Below are 17297 nucleotides of genomic sequence, written 5' to 3' on the forward strand. Positions count from 1 at the left end.
CCCCTCAAGATGAGATTTCCCAATTAGTAAGACCCCTTGAAGACGACGAGGTTGATAGGCCTGAGGTGGAAGTGCAGCAATGTATGGAGCTGACAGGTACTAATCGGTCGAGGGCTTATCCAAAAAAACACCCCAAAAAGTGAAGCGAGGCTTCGAAGGTAATTCCGATTACTTTTCGGGGACCCCGGGAACATTAGGGGCTAACACGCAAATACGTTTCGTATCCAGTTTTCAAGGATTAAACCTTGAACCGTTTGGTGGCGATGGCGGAGGGGTTCCACGCGTACCCATCCCGAACACGACCGTTAAGCCCTCCAGCGCCGATGGTACTTGGACCGAAGGGTCCTGGGAGAGTAGGACGCCGCCAAGCAATCCCAAAAGAGCACTACCGTTCATTCGGTAGTGCTCTTTTTGGATTTGTAAATAAACGCACTGAAGCAATTAAAACGAGGGATATTTACGTAAGAAAAATTATGTCAACTTTGACCGGTTCATCCTTAGTCTTTCACCGCTTGAATGACCGCGGAGACGAGATAATCCTCAAGTTTCACCCCAGGCACCCACTTTTTGATGAAGGTTTTTGAATTGTCCTTTGGTTGGATGCTGATGTTGGTGAAGCCGCATTGGACTAGCATCTTCTCCAGTTCCGGGATTGAGGAAGCGCCGGATATACACCCGGCATACAGATCTTCGAGATCATTCTTGATCTCGGGAGGTAGTTCCGCTGTCGTAACGACATCCGAGATGGCGAGACGCCCGCCAGGGAGCAGCACCCGATAGGCTTCCCGGAAGACCTGTTCTTTGTCGGGGGAGAGGTTAATGACGCAGTTGGAGATGATCACATTGACGGTTTGATCGGCAACCGGTAAGTTTTCAATTTCGCCTAACCGGAAGTCCACATTCGCAAACCCGCCTTTAAGCGCGTTTTGGCGGGCACGGCTTACCATTTCCGGTGTCATATCCACACCGATGACCTTTCCCGACTCTCCGACTTGCCGCGAGGCGAGAAAACAATCGAAACCACCGCCGCTCCCCAAATCAAGGACGACCTCTCCCGGAGTTAGTTGAGCGATCGCTTGCGGATTTCCGCAACCAAGACCTAAATTGGCGCCATCGGGTACGGCGTTTAATTCCTCGCCGGAATAACCCAAACTGGCCGAGATATCTTTGAAATCGGTAGGGGTACTACAACAGCCGGCGGTATTCGGAGAACAGCAGCTCGATTCAGTGGTGCTGGGCTCGGATACTTGCTGAACCGCAACTTGCCGATAACGCTGGCGGACGTTTTGACGGATTTCGTCATGGGTTAATTTGGTCATTGTTATTCCTCCTTAGGTTAACTAGCAGCAAACGGTACAGCAAGAATCGGTTGGTACCGGACGAAGATGCAAAAATTCGGTGATTCGGGCGATCAAGCGCTTCTTCGGTGGTTTTGGTGTAATCCACATCCAGGCTTCACGATTTATCCTTTGGAGCTCTGACGCTTGTAATTTCATTAACACTTCAGCGGTATACACTTCACTCAACACGGTCATCCCTCACTTCTAATTTGATATTTGCAAGTAAAAGTTTACATGAATATCCGTATGGATGGGGAGGTTGATCAAACAATAACGACATTCACACCTTTGTTAAAACATTGTCGCTTTGTTTATCCAAATCCTGCCTTGTTATAGTTATACTCCGTTAACTTGCAAAATGCAAATAATATTTTGTGATACTAAACAAATAAGCAATTGATTATATAATTATATACGATTAAGATTGAATAAGGATCATCAACATGAATAAGAGGAGGTGCATTCTAGTGGATGCGGATAAAACGATCGATGATATGGCTGAGACATTTAAGTTGCTTGGCGATAAAACTAGACTAACGATTATGGCATTTCTGAAGGAACGTGAGCTTTGCGTCTGTAATATAGTTGATTTAATTCAAATGTCGCAGCCCAGCGTCAGCCAACATTTGCGAAAAATGAAGGCAGGAGGATTGGTCACGGAAGTTCGCCGCGGAAAGTGGACCTACTACTCCCTAAGATTAACGGAGAAGCCGTACGTCGAAGAACTGCTTAAGCACCTGCCATCCCAGGCATCGAAGGTGAAGCAGTTATTGGATTGTGAATCGGCATCCTCTTGCGATGATTAGTTTACCAATGATACAAGGATGGTGAGAAGTTTGTCAGGCAAACAAACACGAAGATTATCTTTTCTTGATCGATACTTGACGATATGGATATTTGCTTCGATGGCCATGGGGCTTCTGCTTGGAAGATTTGTACCGAGTTTTTCTGAGTATCTTTCTCGCTTGCAAGTGGGAACAACCTCGATCCCGATCGCCATCGGGCTGATCGTCATGATGTATCCTCCATTGGCTAAGGTGAAATACGAGAAATTGGGCCGCGTCTTTAAGGATGGGAAGGTGTTACTCCTTTCCTTACTGCAAAACTGGGTTATCGGACCAATCCTGATGTTCCTCTTGGCGATTCTGCTGCTTAGTGACATGCCGGAGTATATGGTGGGCTTAATCATGATTGGCCTGGCTAGATGTATCGCGATGGTACTAGTATGGAGCGATTTAGCTAAAGGCGACCCGGAATATACCGCTGGATTGGTCGCGTTTAACTCGATTTTTCAAATTTTGTTTTACTCGGTATTCTCTTACGTATTTATTACGGTTCTCCCCGAATGGTTTGGTATTCAAGGCGCCCGAGTGGATGTGTCAATGGGAGAGATTGCTCGTAGCGTATTGATTTATCTAGGAATTCCGTTTGCGGCCGGGCTGTTGTCTCGGGTTGTAGGGATTCGCTGGAAAGGAAAGGAGAAATATGAACAGGAGTTTGTGCCCAGAATCAGCCCGTTAGCCCTCATTGCCTTATTATTCACGATTGTGCTGATGTTCTCATTGAAGGCCGATCTGATGATGAAACTGCCTTTAGACGTGGTTCGCATTGCCATCCCAATGATCATTTATTTCGTGGTCATGTTCCTTTTGTCGTTCTTTCTGTCCAAAAAAGCGGGTACGACTTACCCCGTTGCCACTTCGTTGTCTTTCACGGCGGCGAGCAACAATTTCGAGCTAGCCATTGCCGTGGCCATCGGCGTTTTCGGTATTGATTCCGGTGTTGCATTTGCAGCGGTCATCGGGCCGCTTGTGGAAGTGCCTGTATTGATAGCGTTAGTGAATGTTGCTTTGCGTTTCAAACGGAAGCATTTCGATTCGTTCTCGGCTAAACCTAATTAAGATGCTAAAGGAGATGTTCTGATTCAATGGAGAAAAAAACGATTTATTTCTTGTGTACCGGTAATTCCTGTCGAAGTCAAATGGCCGAAGGTTGGGCGAAGAATTATTTACCGGAAGGTTGGGAGGTTTATAGCGCCGGAATCGAGGCGCATGGTTTGAATCCGAATGCGGTTAAGGCTATGACCGAGGTTGGTATTGATATCTCGGAGCAAACTTCGGATCTAATCGATATGGAACGCTTGAACCATGCGGATATGGTCGTCACGCTGTGTGGAGACGCTGCGGACCGCTGTCCGATGACACCGCCTCAGGTTCGCCGCGAGCACTGGGGATTTGACGATCCGGCGAAAGCCACGGGAACAGATGAAGCGAAGTGGGCGGTATTCCAGCGCGTCCGTGATCAAATTGGCGAGCGGATTCAGCGTTTTGCAGCTGAAGAAGCGAATGAATAGGATATTTCATTATAATCCAGACCGGCCGTTTCGCGAATCGCCGGATTTATATTTGTGTTATTGGGGAAAAGAAAAGTGTGCTCCACTTCATTCCTTTGGTCCAGGTGTCCGTGACATCTATAAAATCCACTTTATCCATTCGGGACGGGGGATTGTAAAGGTTGAGGGTGAAACCTACGAGTTGACCGGAGGACAGGCGTTTATCGCGTATCCCGAGCGGGTTATATTCTATCAAGCCGATGAAAGTGACCCCTGGACGTATTCCTGGATCGGCTTCCGTGGAGATCAAGTGACGGAAGTTTTAGACCGAACCCGGTTAAGTCCGGCATTCCCCGTGTTTCCAATGGACACACGATTGATGCCTCAATTATACGATTTGCTGGGGGATGCGGAGGATACAGCCGCCACCCGCGATTTACGCCTTCAAGCGTTGCTGCACGAATTTTTAACGTTGTTAGTGGAGCTTGTCCCTGCATCCGGAAGTTCTAACGCTGCAAGCACACAAGCAAAAGATGCGTATATCCATCACTGCCTTGATTTCCTGCATAGTCATTATAGCGAAGAGATTACCGTTGGCCAGTTAGCCGCGATCGTAGGGCTAGACCGGAAATATTTATCGTCACTGTTTAAGCAGGTTACAGGAATGCCGCCGCAGCAATATCTGTTGAATTACCGGATGGAGAAGGCCTGCTTTTTACTGGAGAAGGCCCACTATTCAATCGCCGAAGTTGCGCGCTCGGTCGGATATCAAGATGCTTTGCTATTCTCCAAAATGTTCAAGAAAAAGAGGGGTGTCTCACCTACCGACTATCGTGGGAAATTCCAATAATCAGACATTATGCCATAGGAATCATCCGTGTTGATATAGGTGTGCCGCTCCCGGTGTATTATATTGAACATATAAAACACTAAAGGAGGACAAACATTCATGTATCAAGCAGCTGACAACAGATACGAAACGATGACATATAACTGTTCGGGACGGAGCGGATTGAAGTTACCAGCCGTCTCACTCGGCCTATGGCATAATTTCGGCGGGATCGATGTGCTCGAGAATGGGCGTGCCATGCTGCACCGAGCATTCGATTTAGGGATCACGCATTTCGATCTGGCCAACAATTATGGACCGCCGGCAGGCTCTGCCGAGGAAACGTTTGGACGGGTGCTTCGCGAGGATCTTCGTCCCTATCGCGACGAGATGATCATTTCTACCAAAGCGGGTTATTACATGTGGCCAGGACCCTATGGAGAATGGGGTTCGAAAAAATATCTGGTCTCAAGCCTGGATCAAAGCTTGAAGCGGATGGGACTGGAATATGTTGATATTTTCTACCATCATCGTCCGGATCCAAACACGCCGCTGGAAGAAACGATGGCCGCACTCGACCTCATCGTACGCCAAGGGAAAGCGCTATATGTCGGACTGTCCAACTATCGTCCGGAAGAGACGCGGGAGGCGTCACGGATCCTGAAACAATTGGGTACACCAGCCGTCATCCATCAGCCAAACTATTCGATGATGAACCGCTGGATCGAGGAGGGGCTGCAGGATGTACTGGAGGAAGAAGGCATCGGCTCGATCGTGTTCTCCCCACTCGAGAAAGGTATTCTGACCGACCGTTATTTGAACGGAATTGCACCGGACTCCCGTGCTGCCGGACCTAGTGTATTCCTTCGTCCGGAGGACTTGAATGAGGAACGGATCACGAAAATCAAGCAGTTGAATGAATTGGCAGCTACAAGAGGACAGAAGCTATCGCAGATGGCCTTGAGTTGGGTGTTGCGTGGAGGTAGAGTGACCTCCGCACTGATTGGCGCCAGCAAGGTGAGCCAAATCGAAGATGCGGTTGGCGCTTTGACCCATCCGACGTTTACGTCGGAGGAGCTTCGCCGAATTGACGAGATTTTAGGGTTTTAAGAAATATCAGCACACAAGCGTCGCCCGAAGGAGATTCGGGACGGCGCTTTTTTCTACTAAATTTCCCCGCCGTATTGAGCTTTACCCCGATTAACCAGTATAATATGTCGAGTGTACCCTTTTTGCTTAAATCGAGAGTTACCAACCATATTTCCTATAGAAAAGGTGTTAAAATTCAATGAGTATTTTAAACGTAGAACGGTTAAGTCACGGTTTTGGGGATCGGGCCATCTTTAATGACGTGTCCTTCCGCCTGTTGAAAGGTGAGCATATCGGACTAGTCGGAGCCAATGGCGAGGGCAAATCGACGTTCATGAACATTATTACGGGGAAGCTGCAGCCAGACGAAGGCAAAGTCGAATGGGCTAGACGCACGCGTGTCGGTTATCTGGACCAACATGCGGTGTTGGAGAAAGGGATGACAATCCGCGACGTGCTGCGCGGAGCCTTCCAATACCTGTTTGACTTGGAACAGGAAATGAACGATATGTATGGCAAAATGGGCGAGGTGTCGCCGGAAGAACTGGAGCAGTTGCTCGAAGACGTGGGCACGATACAGGATACGCTCACGAATCAGGACTTTTACCTGATCGATGCGAAGATCGATGAAACGGCCCGTGGCTTGGGATTAACCGATATCGGACTCGATAAGGATGTCAATGACCTCAGCGGGGGGCAGCGGACCAAAGTGCTGCTGGCCAAGCTTCTGCTTGAGAAGCCTGACATTCTGTTGCTTGACGAGCCAACCAACTATTTGGATGAACAACATATCGAATGGTTAAAGCGATATTTACAGGAATATGAGAACGCATTTATCCTGATTTCGCACGACATCCCGTTCCTGAATAGCGTCATTAACTTGATTTACCATATGGAAAATCAAGAGCTGAACCGCTACGTTGGCGACTATGATAATTTTCTGCAGGTGTACGAGGCGAAAAAGCTACAGTTGGAGTCCGCCTACAAACGTCAGCAGCAAGAGATCGCTGACCTTAAGGACTTTGTGGCGCGCAACAAAGCCAGCGTGGCGACACGCAACATGGCGATGTCGCGGCAGAAGAAGCTCGACAAGATGGATATCATCGAGCTGGCAAAGGAGAAGCCGAAACCACAATTTAACTTCAAAGATGCCCGGACATCCGGCAAGCTGATCTTTGAGACAACGGATCTGGTGATCGGGTACGATTCACCGTTATCGAGACCGCTCAATCTGCGGATGGAACGCGGGCAAAAAATCGCCCTTGTCGGTGCAAACGGGATCGGGAAAACGACGCTCCTGCGCAGCATCCTGGGTCAAATCCCGGCGATCTCCGGCTCGGCACGCCTCGGCGATTTACTGGAGATCGGCTACTTCGAGCAGGAAATGAAGGACGCCAACTACAATACATGTATCGAGGAAATCTGGAACGAGTTCCCTTCGTATACGCAGTTCGAGGTACGTGCAGCCTTAGCCAAATGCGGTCTGACAACCAAACATATCGAGAGCAAGGTTGCCGTGCTGAGTGGCGGCGAGAAAGCAAAGGTTCGGTTATGCAAACTGATTAACCGGGAAACCAATCTGCTGGTGCTCGACGAACCTACGAACCATTTGGACGTTGATGCAAAGGATGAGCTGAAACGTGCCTTGCAAGCCTACAAGGGCAGTATTCTGTTGATTTCTCACGAACCGGAATTCTATCGCGATGTCGTCACAGAGACGTGGAACTGCGAATCGTGGACGACGAAAATGCTGTAGCGCTCGTCTAGTAATCTCTGGTTTCATCAGGTATAATTGTTTTAAATTTGAAATAGGGGTGATCCGATGGCAGTGACCTTGAGCAATATTTTTGTTAACCTCCCCATCAAAGATTTGCAGAGATCCATGAATTTCTTTCAAGCACTCGGATTTGAATTCAACCCGCAATTTACCGATGAGAAAGCGGCTTGCCTGGTAATTGGCGAGAATATCTTCGCCATGCTGCTGACCGAAGAATACTTTAAATCGTTTACTAAGAAAGAGATCCCGGACACCTCGGGCCATTCTGAGGTTATCGTCGCATTGTCGGCTGATAGCCGGAATCAGGTGGATGATATTGTGAATAAAGCGCTCGCCTCCGGCGGCAAACCTTACAGCGATCCGGTAGACCATGGGTTTATGTATACTTGGAGCTTTCAAGATCCTGACGGTCATTTGTGGGAAATTGTGTATATGGATGCAAGTGCAGTGCCTTCGGAGTAAAACGCAGACGTATAAACTAGTAATAAAAATGTCCTATGTCAATTCATAGGGCATTTTTGTTGTGGGCGGCCGATCTGATTTAGAAGGGTGAAAAGGCGCTCAATGGGTAACTGGGAAAGGGACTCTGTCATTCATTGCCGCGAAATCAGTTGTTGGTTATAATAGTTAGGTAGATTATTAAGAAAGTGGGAACAGTATGGGCCGCAAATGGAACAATATTAAAGAGAAGAAAGCTTCGAAAGACGCCAATACCAGCCGGATCTACGCGAAATTCGGCGTCGAAATTTATGTTGCCGCCAAGAAAGGCGAACCGGATCCGGAATCGAACCGCGCTTTGAAGGTCGTTCTGGAACGGGCAAAAACGTACAATGTACCTAAGGCGATCATTGACCGCGCCCTCGATAAGGCCAAGGGCAGTTCGGACGAAGTATACCAGGAGTTGCGTTACGAAGGCTTTGGGCCGAACGGCTCCATGGTGATTGTAGATACATTGACGAATAACGTGAACCGTACCGCACCGGAAGTACGTTCCGCTTTCAACAAGAATGGCGGGAACATGGGCGTAAGCGGATCGGTTTCTTATATGTTTGACGCGACAGCGGTCATCGGGATGGAAGGCAAGACCATCGATGAAGTGTTTGAAATCCTGATGGAAGCCGATCTCGAGGTGCGTGATATCGTCGAGGAGGACGAGGCGGTCATCGTTTATGCCGAGCCGGATCAATTCCATTCCGTTCAGGAAGCGCTCAAAAACGCCGGAATCACGGAGTTTACGGTTGCGGAATTGACCATGCTGGCGCAAAACTACGTTACTCTACCGGCGGATGCCGAAGCGCAATTTGAGAAACTGATTGACGCGCTGGAGGACTTAGAAGACGTGCAGCAAGTGTATCATAACGTGGAATTTGCTGAGTAATTGAATATGGACAAAGGGGCTGAATAGGATGAAATCCTTTCAGCCCTTATGTTTGATACTTCGGCATTCATTCGCGTATTTGCAACCTTTATTCGGCTAACTTGATGCAATACTCTGTGTATTATTAACATATATAAAGAAGTAAATGAATTCAACAAAGAAGGTTTGTACTTTGCAAGAAAATGAAACGAGTCGTATCTTGTCCGTTTGGTTTAATTTTAAGTTTCGCCTGCTTGCTGGCGGAATCGCGGTGGGGCTAGCAGCAGGAATCGTCGTTGTATTGTACCGTTATGTACTTGAGAAAACTTTGGAACTTATTTTGGGTTTGTACGATTTTCTCAATCATCATCTGTTGCTGATTCCTGTTTGGGCCTTATTTCTGATAGGGGCTGGTTGGTTGACGGGAAAGCTAGTAAACATGCAGCCGATGATTTCCGGCAGCGGTATCCCGCAAGTGAAAGGAATTTTGCAGAACAAGCTGCAAATGAACTGGTGGAAAACGTTATTAGCAAAATTTCTTGGGGGGACGCTAAGCATCGGTACTGGTTTGTCCCTGGGCAGAGAGGGTCCTTCGATCCAAATCGGGGCTAGTGTCGGACAGGGAATTAGCGAATGGCTGCGTCGTTCGAAAACCGAAACACATATGCTGATAACTTGCGGGGCAAGCGCAGGGCTAGCCGCGGCTTTTAACGCTCCGATCGCTGGGGTCATTTTTGCCTTGGAAGAAGTCCATATGAATTTTTCTCCTTTAATTATGATCGCTGCGTTAGGCTCCTCGCTGGTTGCTGATTTTGTATCCAAGGAGTTTTTTGGTTTAAATCCAATCTTCCATTTTTCGTCGATTAGCACTCTGCCGCTTAATCAGTATCTTCACCTAATCCTATTGGGTTTTGTTGTGGGAATCGCAGGGATGGGGTTTAACAAAGCAATCTACGTTTTTCAGGATTTATATCGAAAAATGAATCGTGTACCGGCTGAATATCGTCCTATACTCCCCTTTCTCATCTCCGGTGTACTTGGCTTAAGCCTGCCACAGGTTCTTGGGGGTGGGAATCATCTGGTCAATGAGATGATCTCTGGCAACTTCCCACTTCGGTTTTTGATCATCATCTTTGTTGTGAAATTTCTATTTACCATGTTTAGTTATGGCTCTTCGGCTCCTGGAGGCATTTTTCTACCAATGCTGGTCATTGGCGGGATGATCGGCGTGCTGTACTGCAAAGCTGTGAATGGAATAACCGGAGGGGCTCTTAGTGAAAGCGGGTTTCTAATCCTGGCCATGGCTGGCTATTTTACGGCCAGCGTGAGGGCACCCATCACCGGTATTATCCTAATTACGGAGATGACAGGTTCCTTTACCAATCTGCTTTCGACAGGCGTGGTATGTCTTGTTGCTTATATGACGGCGGAAATGTTTCGTTCGCACCCCATTTATGAGGTATTGCTCAGTCGGTTTCTACGTCAGGATAGAAGGGAAGAAGACAGAACACCATCGGAGAAAATCATTATGGAATTTCCTATTCATAAAGGTTCATCGTTGGATGGACTACAAATTAAGGAATTCCATTGGCCCGGCCATTGCCTCATTGTTTCCGTAAAGAGAGGTTCTCAGGAATTGATACCCGCTGGGGATATTACTATACAAGCTGGAGATTATTTAACGGTATTAACGGATGATAAGTACGCCTCGACGGTTCGGCAAAGGTTGCATCAGGTGTCCGTTTCAACCGTCTTCTAAGCTCCTTAAAATTACATTATAGAATAGGAAATTGTTAGGAAGGTGCTTATTATGACAAGCTGGAATTTAACCGGACTGCGGACGGAGCAAGCCTTGTCCCGTTACTCGACCTATGAAATCGGGGGAGAGGCCCGCTTCGTTGGAACGCCTCGATCGCAAGAACAACTACGGGAGCTGCTTGAGCAGGCGTATCGCCGCGGTATAGAGCCGACTTTTTTTGGCGGGGGCTCAAATATGCTGTTTCCCGATCGGCCTGACCCCGATGCCTTATTTCTCACGACTCGGGAAATGGTAGATTTCAAGCTCGAGGGGGACCGATTGGTTGTTTCGTCGGGAATGCCGATGTCGATGTTGGCCGTGATTGGATATGGACTGGGGATTTCCGATTTTGATTTTGCCTTTTTGCTGCCGGGAACGGTTGGCGGCGGAGTTTACATGAATGCCAAGTACTTTGACCGCCATATCAGCGATACGTTGGTCAACGTTCATTATGTTGATTTACAGCGGCCGAGCGGGATCCAAACCCTAGGGCGGGAAGCCTGCGGATTTGGGTATAAACAATCCGTATTTCAAGACAACTCCAGCAACTGGTTGATCGTCGGAGCGGAGTTTAAGTTGAGCTCGATTAGCCGAGAAGCTGTGTCGTTGTTGGCGTTACCGGAATGGATTGCTCTTCGGGAAGGGAAGCTTCCACCCACTCGGTTACCTGAATTTGCTTTGCACTTCATCGGTTGGTTGGAAGATAAAGAAGGGGAAAAGGGAGAAGACTCGGCATTAGCCCCGTTGCGAAAGGTCGTACAGGATCGTGTAGGGAAAATGCATTTTACTTATCCTTCCTGCGGGTCGGTGTTCAAAAACGATTATACCGTTGGCGAGCCGATCGGCAAACTGGCAGACCGACTTCATTTGAGAGGTGTTCAACGGGGCAATGCCCGAATTTCGCCCGTTCACGGCAATGTGATTCAAAATATAGGAGGGGCGAAAGCAGCGGACGTGATCGAGTTAATTCATCACGTACAGGATGCCTTTGATCGACATTATGGTTTTGTTCCTGAGCCGGAAGTTGTCGTTATCGAAGGGAAGTCTTCTTCGTACCGGCGTTAAAACTTCAAAGCCCGTCTCCGGCAGTTGCCGGGACGGGCTTGTTTAAGCTTATTGGGATTTATAAGGTTACCGCTACCGGGATTTGATTAGTATAACCTAATCTCCGGGAGATTTCGTTGGCTGCTTGCTGCACGTCCTTCACGAGCTCGGCGATGCGCCCCTCCTCGAACTGAACCTCTAACCCGGCAGCGCTGAGTGCTGCAATGATTTGCCCGGTATGATCGAAGATCGGTGCACTTAACTCGGCAGTGTAGTTCTCCAATTCGGACCGACTGAAGCAGTAACCATCCTGCCGAGAACGTTCCAGGATCTTGCGCAGCTTGGTTTTGTCAGTGATCGTGCCGGTGGCGATGAGTTGCAACTCAGTGGCATCCAGGTACTCCTCGCGCTCTGCCTCAGGCATAAAAGCTAAAATAATACGTGATGACGCTCCGGCGTACAATGGGGCTTTTCGGCCGATTTTGGTAAACAGTCGCACGGGGTGATCCGTATCCAGTTTTTCAATATAAATACATTCGTCGCCGTCGCGCAGCACCAAATGGATGGCCTCCTGGATCTCGTCCCGTAACTGCTGCATGACAGGCAATGCGACATGTCGGATGTCCAAACGTTCCGCGACCAGATTGCCGTATTGAAGAAAGAGTAATCCTAGGGAGTAAGAGCCTTCCGTATCTTTTTTTAAGAACCCCATCTCTTCCAAGGAGCCGATCATACGTAGAACCGAAGTTTTAGGAATTCCCGATAACTTGGCCATCTCGCTGATATTCAGCTTAGGATAGGTCAGGAATAATTGGAGTAGATCCATTGACCTGACCACGGTTTTGTTCTTGTGTTTATTGGTGGTTTGCACGTTATGCCTCCTGCATGGCCTCTAGTTCATTCTGTATTAGTATACAACGAATGGAAGAAAGTTGAAAACCAGCAAACGGTTACGGAAATTTATGCTTGATTTTTGTCTAATTCCTACTATAATGATCGTATATATGGGCATTCGAAATTCGGTAACTGCGTTCCGAAATTCGGAACCTCAACGAAAATCGATTCAATTTTTTAATGAAAAAATCTTGATTTTTATGGAATTCTACCTAACAATGATTTTAAGTAAAAGTTTCGCAATTCGGGATTTAAAGTCCGAAATTCGGATGGGAGGACGAACATGACTTACTCGCAGTCACCCGAAGAAATTCCCATCACTCCACTCGGAGATTCGGCGTTGATCGTGAAGTTCGGTGATTCGATTCTTAAAGACACTCATCTCAAGGTCAGACAGTTGGCAGAACATCTGGATCAGCATCCTTTTTCTTGGATGGTCGAGGTGGTTCCGACATTTACTTCGGTAACGATTTACTATGACGTGATGAAGTTGCTTGCAGAAACCGTGGAACAAGAGGATCACGTTCGTATCGTGAATCCGTTCCAGCTGGCCGCGGCGAGCGTGTCTGAGTTTCTTCTCACACTGCGTGACGTTAATGCATCACCAGCCAGAATCGTTGAAATTCCCGTCTGTTATGGCGGGGACTTCGGGCCGGATTTAGAAACGGTTGCCTCCAGCAACGGACTCACGCCTCAAGAGGTGGTCGAGATTCATCGTTCAGCGGACTATCTGGTTTATATGCTTGGGTTTGCTCCCGGTTTTGCTTACTTAGGAGGGATGTCCGAGCGGATCGCAACCCCGCGGCGGGAAACGCCCCGCTTGTCTATTCCGGCCGGAACCGTCGGAATTGCCGGAGATCAGACCGGCGTTTATCCGATTGATACCCCGGGAGGCTGGCAGTTAATCGGCAAAACTCCGATCGAGTTATTCAAGCCGCAGCAAATGCCGCCAACCTTACTGCAAGCTGGAGATATTGTCCGCTTCTATCCGATCAGCCGTGAACAATTTGAGGCATGGGAGGAGAAAGTGCGATGAGCCTCTTGATCGAAAAACCCGGCTTGTTAACCACGGTTCAGGATCTAGGAAGGTTTGGCGTCCAGAAATTCGGCGTGATTGTGAGTGGAGCAATGGATGCCTTCGCATTACGTATTGCGAATTTGTTGGTCGGCAATGAGGAAGAGGTGGCCGGACTTGAAATCACGTTGCTGGGTCCGGTGATCCGATTCGAGCAAACGGCACTGATCTCGCTCTGCGGCGGCGATCTGTCGCCCAAGTTGAATGGGGTGCCTATTCCGTTGTGGAGAACGGTGCTGGTGCCTAAGGGCAGCTCGCTGACATTTGGTCCGATGAAACTCGGCTGCCGCGCTTACCTGGCAGTAGGAGGTGGGATCGATGTTCCGGCTCGTATGAACAGCCGTTCTACTTATCTAAGGGCAGGCATCGGAGGTTATGAGGGTCGCGCACTTACTGCAGGCGATCGGTTGACGTTGGGGGAAATGACTTTGCGCGGCTCCCATTTGTTTGGCTCACTCGCCAGGGAGGCGAGCAACGAAACCGGCGCCGTTAGCCGTTGGGCCGTATTTCCGGAGATGCTTCCCAAATATGCGGCGAATCCCATCGTACAGCTGATTCCTGGGGAGGAATACGAGTTGTTTCAAGAACAAAGCCACCACGATTTATGGCATGAGGAATTTGCGGTTTTACCGCAGTCCGACCGGATGGGTTACCGTTTTAAAGGCCGAGCATTGCAGTTGAATCATTCGAAAGAGATGATTTCCTCGGCCGTGACGATGGGAACTGTGCAGGTACCCCCTGATGGGAACCCGATCATTTTGATGGCTGATCGCCAAACAACCGGAGGATATCCTAAAATTGCGCAAGTCGCAAGCGTGGATTTACCGCTGTTAGCCCAAACCAACTTAGGTGCACGGGTTCGATTTCGGGAGGTCACCCTGCAAGAAGCGCAACGGCAATTGATTAACCGGGAAAACGCGATTCAAACGCTGCGGAAAGGTCTGGATCAGTTGGAGACTTCCGTACGTAAATTCGGATCGGGCGACTTGGACTGGCATGCATAAACAGACAGCAGGATTGGAAAATTCAGTATGGAGGAAGTTAACTATGGAGAACAAAAGCCATCCAAAACTCGAGATTCGGGATTTGCGTGTGGAATATGAGTCCAAGGGTCAGCGCACCGTCGCTTTGGAGGATGTCCAGCTCAAGGTGGAGGACGGCGAATTCGTGTCCGTTGTTGGCCCAAGCGGTTGCGGCAAATCGACCTTGCTGAAGGTTGTTTCCGGGCTGCTCAAGCCGGCCGCCGGGAGTGCTTATCTGGATGGTCAGGCAATCCAAGGCGTGCCGAGCCAAGTCGGAATGGTATTTCAAAATGATGCACTGCTCCCATGGAAAAGCGTTATCGACAATGTCCGCCTCCCGCTGGAGATCAAGGCACTTTCCAAAGACGAGCAATTATCCGAAGCCAATCGGCTGCTGAAAATGGTCGGACTCGAAGGTTTCGGCGCTTACCATCCGAAAGAATTGTCCGGCGGGATGCGCAAGCGGGTCGCATTGGCGCGAACCTTCGCTTACGACCCTGAGATTTATTTAATGGACGAGCCATTTGGACCGCTGGATGCCCAGACCCGAGTGAAGATCGGGGAAGAGTTTTTGCAATTGTGGGAAAATGTCGGGAAAAGCGTGCTGTTCATCACTCACGATATCGAAGAGGCGATTGCGCTTTCCGACCGGGTCATCGTGATGACCTCCCGGCCGGGACGGATCAAAGCAGAGTTTAAAGTGAATCTGGAGCGGCCGCGTCCTTTTTACGACATCCGCTTCGATCCTCAGTTTAAGGAGCTGCAGAAAGAAATTTGGGCCCAAATGTCAGACGGGGAATAGAGAGAGGAGGATACCACCATGGCACCAAAAACAACGACATCATCGGCCAGCTCTCCTTCCTCTAAGGCAGGGCGGGGGAATCGCAGCGCGGCCGTGTGGATCGGCAGATTGGTCGTATTTATCGTTCTTATCGGATTATGGGAGTTGCTCTCGGGCACGGCGTTTAATTCTTTTTGGCTGAGCAAGCCGTCCTTGATCATGAAGCGAATCATTGAGATGACCGCAAGTGGGGATCTATGGTTCCATATGAGCATCACGCTTCAGGAATCCATCGTCGGTCTCATTATCGGGATGCTCGGAGGGACGTTGCTGGGGATTCTGCTCGCGTTTAGCGGTATTTTTCAAAAGTGGGTCTACCCTTACATTATGGCCTTGTACAGCTTACCTCGGGTATCGCTGGCTCCTTTGTTTATCGTCTGGTTCGGGATCGGAATGACCTCGAAAATTCTGATGGTCGTGGCGATGGTCATCTTTGTCGCTTTCTACAATGCTTACGAAGGCGTGCGCAACATCGACAAAGACTTGATGGATATGATGAGCACCTTTAAAGCCAAATGGACGCATAAGCTCCGCTGGGTGGTGCTGCCATCGATTACCGTATGGATTCTGACGAGCTTGCGTCTGAACATCGGCATGGCTCTAATCGGGTCCGTTATCGCCGAGTTGGTTGGTTCCAACCGGGGGCTTGGCTATTACATCACGTATTCGTCCAACATGCTGGATACGACGGGGATTTTTACAGGCTTGGTCCTCATCATGATCATCGCTGTCGTGTTGGAACAGATCATCGTGCAAGTCGAACGGCGATTGCTGAAATATCGTTAAGGGATGAACTCCAATTTATTTAATGAGATGAAGTAAATTCGGAGAAGCCATAAAGCTAGAAAGATAGCTAACCATTCAAGGAGGGGAATCTTATGAAAAAAACAAAAACAATACTGGCTTCGCTATTGGTCCTGACGATCGCTTTGCTCAGCGCTTGCGGAAACAACAATGCGGCCGCACCAACGGAAAATAATGGTGGTGCTGCCGGCAACGCCAATCAGCCGGAAAACGTCAAGATCCGCGTAGGTCTGGTCGGCGGCGGCATGACTCCGATTATTGCACAAATCGGCATTAACGATGGTTCCTATGAGAAAGCCGGAATTACAATCGAAAAACAAAGCTTTACGTCGGGTGCCGATATGGTGCAAGCCTTGGTCGGCGGCAGCTTGGACATCGTATTGGGTTCTTACGAGCATGTGTTAAGACAGCAAAAGAACGGTCTTGGCGTTAAAGCCTACGGCGAAATTTACAATGGAGTCGGCTATTCGCTGGTTGTGAAGAAGGATGCCCCGTTCCAATCGCTTGAAGATTTGAAGGGAACGACGTTGGCCGTTACCAAGGTGGGCAGCTTGTCCGACACCGGGCTGCGCGAAGGCTTGAAAACCGCCAATATCGATGCGGACAAAGAAGTGCAAATCATCAACGGCGGCAGCGGCGCTACCATGTTGGCAGCGATCGAAAGCGGCAAAGCTGCCGGCGGCATGGTTTCCGAACCGACGATTTCCCAGATGGTGGCGACCGGAAATTATCGGGTGCTGTACGATCCACCGTATGATTTTGCCGGGATTACCGTCATGGCAAAAACGGATTGGGTCGACAAAAATCAGGATGCCATGAAGCGGTTCCTTCAGGTCAGCAATGAAGTGAACGAGCATGTGCAGAAGGATCCGGCCTCCGCAGTAGAAGCCATGCTGAAAGAGTTTGACCAAATTCCGGCCGATGTCATGGAGACCGCGGTGAAAAACCAACTGGCAAAAGTACCGGCAGGACTCAAGGTATCCGAAGAGGGCGCGAAAAACGTAACGAATACCCAAATCGAAGCGGGCGTCCTTGAAAAAGAAATTCCGTTTGCCGATACGGTAGACCTCTCATTACTTCCTTAAGCTAGATCTA

The 17297-nt window shown here is 48.9% G+C and carries 17 protein-coding genes and 2 rRNA genes; 17 read left to right on the forward strand and 2 right to left on the reverse strand.

The window, feature by feature from the left end; genetic code table 11:
• Positions 1 to 123: ribosomal RNA gene (locus KJS42_RS20495) — 23S ribosomal RNA — on the forward strand; the annotation flags it as partial.
• A gap of 130 nt (positions 124 to 253) precedes the next feature.
• Positions 254 to 370: ribosomal RNA gene (rrf, locus tag KJS42_RS20500) — 5S ribosomal RNA — on the forward strand.
• A gap of 127 nt (positions 371 to 497) precedes the next feature.
• On the opposite strand, the gene KJS42_RS20505 is transcribed toward rrf, so the two are convergent.
• Entirely contained in the window at positions 498 to 1319 is an 822-nt protein-coding gene (locus KJS42_RS20505; RefSeq protein WP_213623975.1) for an arsenite methyltransferase, read from the reverse strand.
• 515 nt (positions 1320 to 1834) lie between these two features.
• Between KJS42_RS20505 and KJS42_RS20510 the strand changes: the two genes are divergently transcribed.
• The 10 genes from KJS42_RS20510 to KJS42_RS20555 all read left to right on the forward strand — a co-directional run bounded on the left by KJS42_RS20510 (position 1835) and on the right by KJS42_RS20555 (position 11587).
• Positions 1835 to 2146 carry an ArsR/SmtB family transcription factor gene (locus KJS42_RS20510; RefSeq protein WP_239484065.1) on the forward strand — a complete coding sequence of 104 codons (312 nt, stop codon included), beginning with the start codon at positions 1835 to 1837 and terminating at the stop codon, positions 2144 to 2146.
• Between the two features lie 18 nt (positions 2147 to 2164).
• Positions 2165 to 3241 (forward strand): ACR3 family arsenite efflux transporter, encoded by a 1077-nt coding sequence (gene arsB, locus KJS42_RS20515; RefSeq protein WP_155606072.1) that lies wholly within the window; start codon positions 2165 to 2167, stop codon positions 3239 to 3241.
• A 26-nt stretch (positions 3242 to 3267) separates the two neighbouring features.
• Positions 3268 to 3693 (forward strand): arsenate reductase (thioredoxin), encoded by a 426-nt coding sequence (arsC, locus tag KJS42_RS20520; RefSeq protein ID WP_213623977.1) that lies wholly within the window; start codon positions 3268 to 3270, stop codon positions 3691 to 3693.
• A complete protein-coding gene (locus KJS42_RS20525; RefSeq protein WP_213623978.1) occupies positions 3686 to 4522 on the forward strand; it encodes an AraC family transcriptional regulator in 837 nt (278 codons plus the stop codon). Before arsC ends, KJS42_RS20525 begins: the two co-directional genes overlap by 8 nt.
• Before the next feature lie 99 nt (positions 4523 to 4621).
• Positions 4622 to 5611 carry an aldo/keto reductase gene (locus KJS42_RS20530; protein WP_213623979.1) on the forward strand — a complete coding sequence of 330 codons (990 nt, stop codon included), beginning with the start codon at positions 4622 to 4624 and terminating at the stop codon, positions 5609 to 5611.
• Positions 5612 to 5789: 178 nt separating this feature from the next.
• A complete protein-coding gene (locus KJS42_RS20535; RefSeq protein ID WP_213623980.1) occupies positions 5790 to 7346 on the forward strand; it encodes an ABC-F family ATP-binding cassette domain-containing protein in 1557 nt (518 codons plus the stop codon).
• A 66-nt stretch (positions 7347 to 7412) separates the two neighbouring features.
• On the forward strand, positions 7413 to 7829 hold the full coding sequence (locus KJS42_RS20540) for a VOC family protein (protein ID WP_213623981.1): 417 nt from the start codon (positions 7413 to 7415) through the stop codon (positions 7827 to 7829).
• Between the two features lie 196 nt (positions 7830 to 8025).
• Positions 8026 to 8745, forward strand: coding sequence for a YebC/PmpR family DNA-binding transcriptional regulator (locus tag KJS42_RS20545; RefSeq protein WP_155606067.1), 720 nt, complete (start codon positions 8026 to 8028; stop codon positions 8743 to 8745).
• 172 nt (positions 8746 to 8917) lie between these two features.
• Positions 8918 to 10483 carry a ClC family H(+)/Cl(-) exchange transporter gene (locus KJS42_RS20550; RefSeq protein ID WP_193418569.1) on the forward strand — a complete coding sequence of 522 codons (1566 nt, stop codon included), beginning with the start codon at positions 8918 to 8920 and terminating at the stop codon, positions 10481 to 10483.
• Positions 10484 to 10534: 51 nt separating this feature from the next.
• Positions 10535 to 11587, forward strand: a complete 1053-nt coding sequence (locus KJS42_RS20555; RefSeq protein WP_193418567.1) for a UDP-N-acetylmuramate dehydrogenase — start codon at positions 10535 to 10537, stop codon at positions 11585 to 11587.
• Between the two features lie 58 nt (positions 11588 to 11645).
• Here the strand turns inward: KJS42_RS20555 and KJS42_RS20560 are convergent, their stop codons facing one another.
• Positions 11646 to 12437, reverse strand: a complete 792-nt coding sequence (locus KJS42_RS20560; protein WP_244868564.1) for an IclR family transcriptional regulator — start codon at positions 12435 to 12437, stop codon at positions 11646 to 11648.
• Between the two features lie 306 nt (positions 12438 to 12743).
• Between KJS42_RS20560 and pxpB the strand changes: the two genes are divergently transcribed.
• The 5 genes from pxpB (at position 12744) to KJS42_RS20585 (ending at position 17287) form a co-directional block, all read left to right on the forward strand.
• Positions 12744 to 13496 carry a 5-oxoprolinase subunit PxpB gene (pxpB, locus tag KJS42_RS20565; RefSeq protein ID WP_193418565.1) on the forward strand — a complete coding sequence of 251 codons (753 nt, stop codon included), beginning with the start codon at positions 12744 to 12746 and terminating at the stop codon, positions 13494 to 13496.
• Positions 13493 to 14539, forward strand: a complete 1047-nt coding sequence (locus tag KJS42_RS20570) for a 5-oxoprolinase subunit C family protein (RefSeq protein ID WP_193418563.1) — start codon at positions 13493 to 13495, stop codon at positions 14537 to 14539. Before pxpB ends, KJS42_RS20570 begins: the two co-directional genes overlap by 4 nt.
• 43 nt (positions 14540 to 14582) lie before the next feature.
• The gene (locus KJS42_RS20575; protein ID WP_155606062.1) at positions 14583 to 15359 is read left to right on the forward strand and encodes an ABC transporter ATP-binding protein; all 777 of its coding nucleotides are present in this window, start codon (positions 14583 to 14585) and stop codon (positions 15357 to 15359) included.
• Between the two features lie 18 nt (positions 15360 to 15377).
• Positions 15378 to 16184, forward strand: a complete 807-nt coding sequence (locus KJS42_RS20580) for an ABC transporter permease (RefSeq protein WP_155606061.1) — start codon at positions 15378 to 15380, stop codon at positions 16182 to 16184.
• 92 nt (positions 16185 to 16276) lie between these two features.
• A complete protein-coding gene (locus KJS42_RS20585) occupies positions 16277 to 17287 on the forward strand; it encodes an ABC transporter substrate-binding protein (protein WP_213623982.1) in 1011 nt (336 codons plus the stop codon).
• Positions 17288 to 17297 lie beyond the last annotated feature (10 nt).

It is taken from the genome of Paenibacillus sp. J53TS2, assembly GCF_018403305.1.
GTDB classification, from domain to species: Bacteria; Bacillota; Bacilli; order Paenibacillales; family Paenibacillaceae; genus Fontibacillus; species Fontibacillus rhizolycopersici.

Coding starts and splice junctions, on each gene's coding strand:
- KJS42_RS20525 (WP_213623978.1), top strand. CDS start 3,686: ATGAATAGGATATTTCATTATAATCCAGACCGGCCGTTTCGCGAATCG.
- KJS42_RS20570 (WP_193418563.1), top strand. CDS start 13,493: ATGAGCCTCTTGATCGAAAAACCCGGCTTGTTAACCACGGTTCAGGAT.
- KJS42_RS20510 (WP_239484065.1), top strand. CDS start 1,835: ATGGCTGAGACATTTAAGTTGCTTGGCGATAAAACTAGACTAACGATT.
- KJS42_RS20555 (WP_193418567.1), top strand. CDS start 10,535: ATGACAAGCTGGAATTTAACCGGACTGCGGACGGAGCAAGCCTTGTCC.
- KJS42_RS20575 (WP_155606062.1), top strand. CDS start 14,583: ATGGAGAACAAAAGCCATCCAAAACTCGAGATTCGGGATTTGCGTGTG.
- KJS42_RS20535 (WP_213623980.1), top strand. CDS start 5,790: ATGAGTATTTTAAACGTAGAACGGTTAAGTCACGGTTTTGGGGATCGG.
- KJS42_RS20540 (WP_213623981.1), top strand. CDS start 7,413: ATGGCAGTGACCTTGAGCAATATTTTTGTTAACCTCCCCATCAAAGAT.
- KJS42_RS20505 (WP_213623975.1), bottom strand. CDS start 1,319: ATGACCAAATTAACCCATGACGAAATCCGTCAAAACGTCCGCCAGCGT.
- arsB (WP_155606072.1), top strand. CDS start 2,165: ATGGTGAGAAGTTTGTCAGGCAAACAAACACGAAGATTATCTTTTCTT.
- pxpB (WP_193418565.1), top strand. CDS start 12,744: ATGACTTACTCGCAGTCACCCGAAGAAATTCCCATCACTCCACTCGGA.
- arsC (WP_213623977.1), top strand. CDS start 3,268: ATGGAGAAAAAAACGATTTATTTCTTGTGTACCGGTAATTCCTGTCGA.
- KJS42_RS20585 (WP_213623982.1), top strand. CDS start 16,277: ATGAAAAAAACAAAAACAATACTGGCTTCGCTATTGGTCCTGACGATC.
- KJS42_RS20545 (WP_155606067.1), top strand. CDS start 8,026: ATGGGCCGCAAATGGAACAATATTAAAGAGAAGAAAGCTTCGAAAGAC.
- KJS42_RS20530 (WP_213623979.1), top strand. CDS start 4,622: ATGTATCAAGCAGCTGACAACAGATACGAAACGATGACATATAACTGT.
- KJS42_RS20580 (WP_155606061.1), top strand. CDS start 15,378: ATGGCACCAAAAACAACGACATCATCGGCCAGCTCTCCTTCCTCTAAG.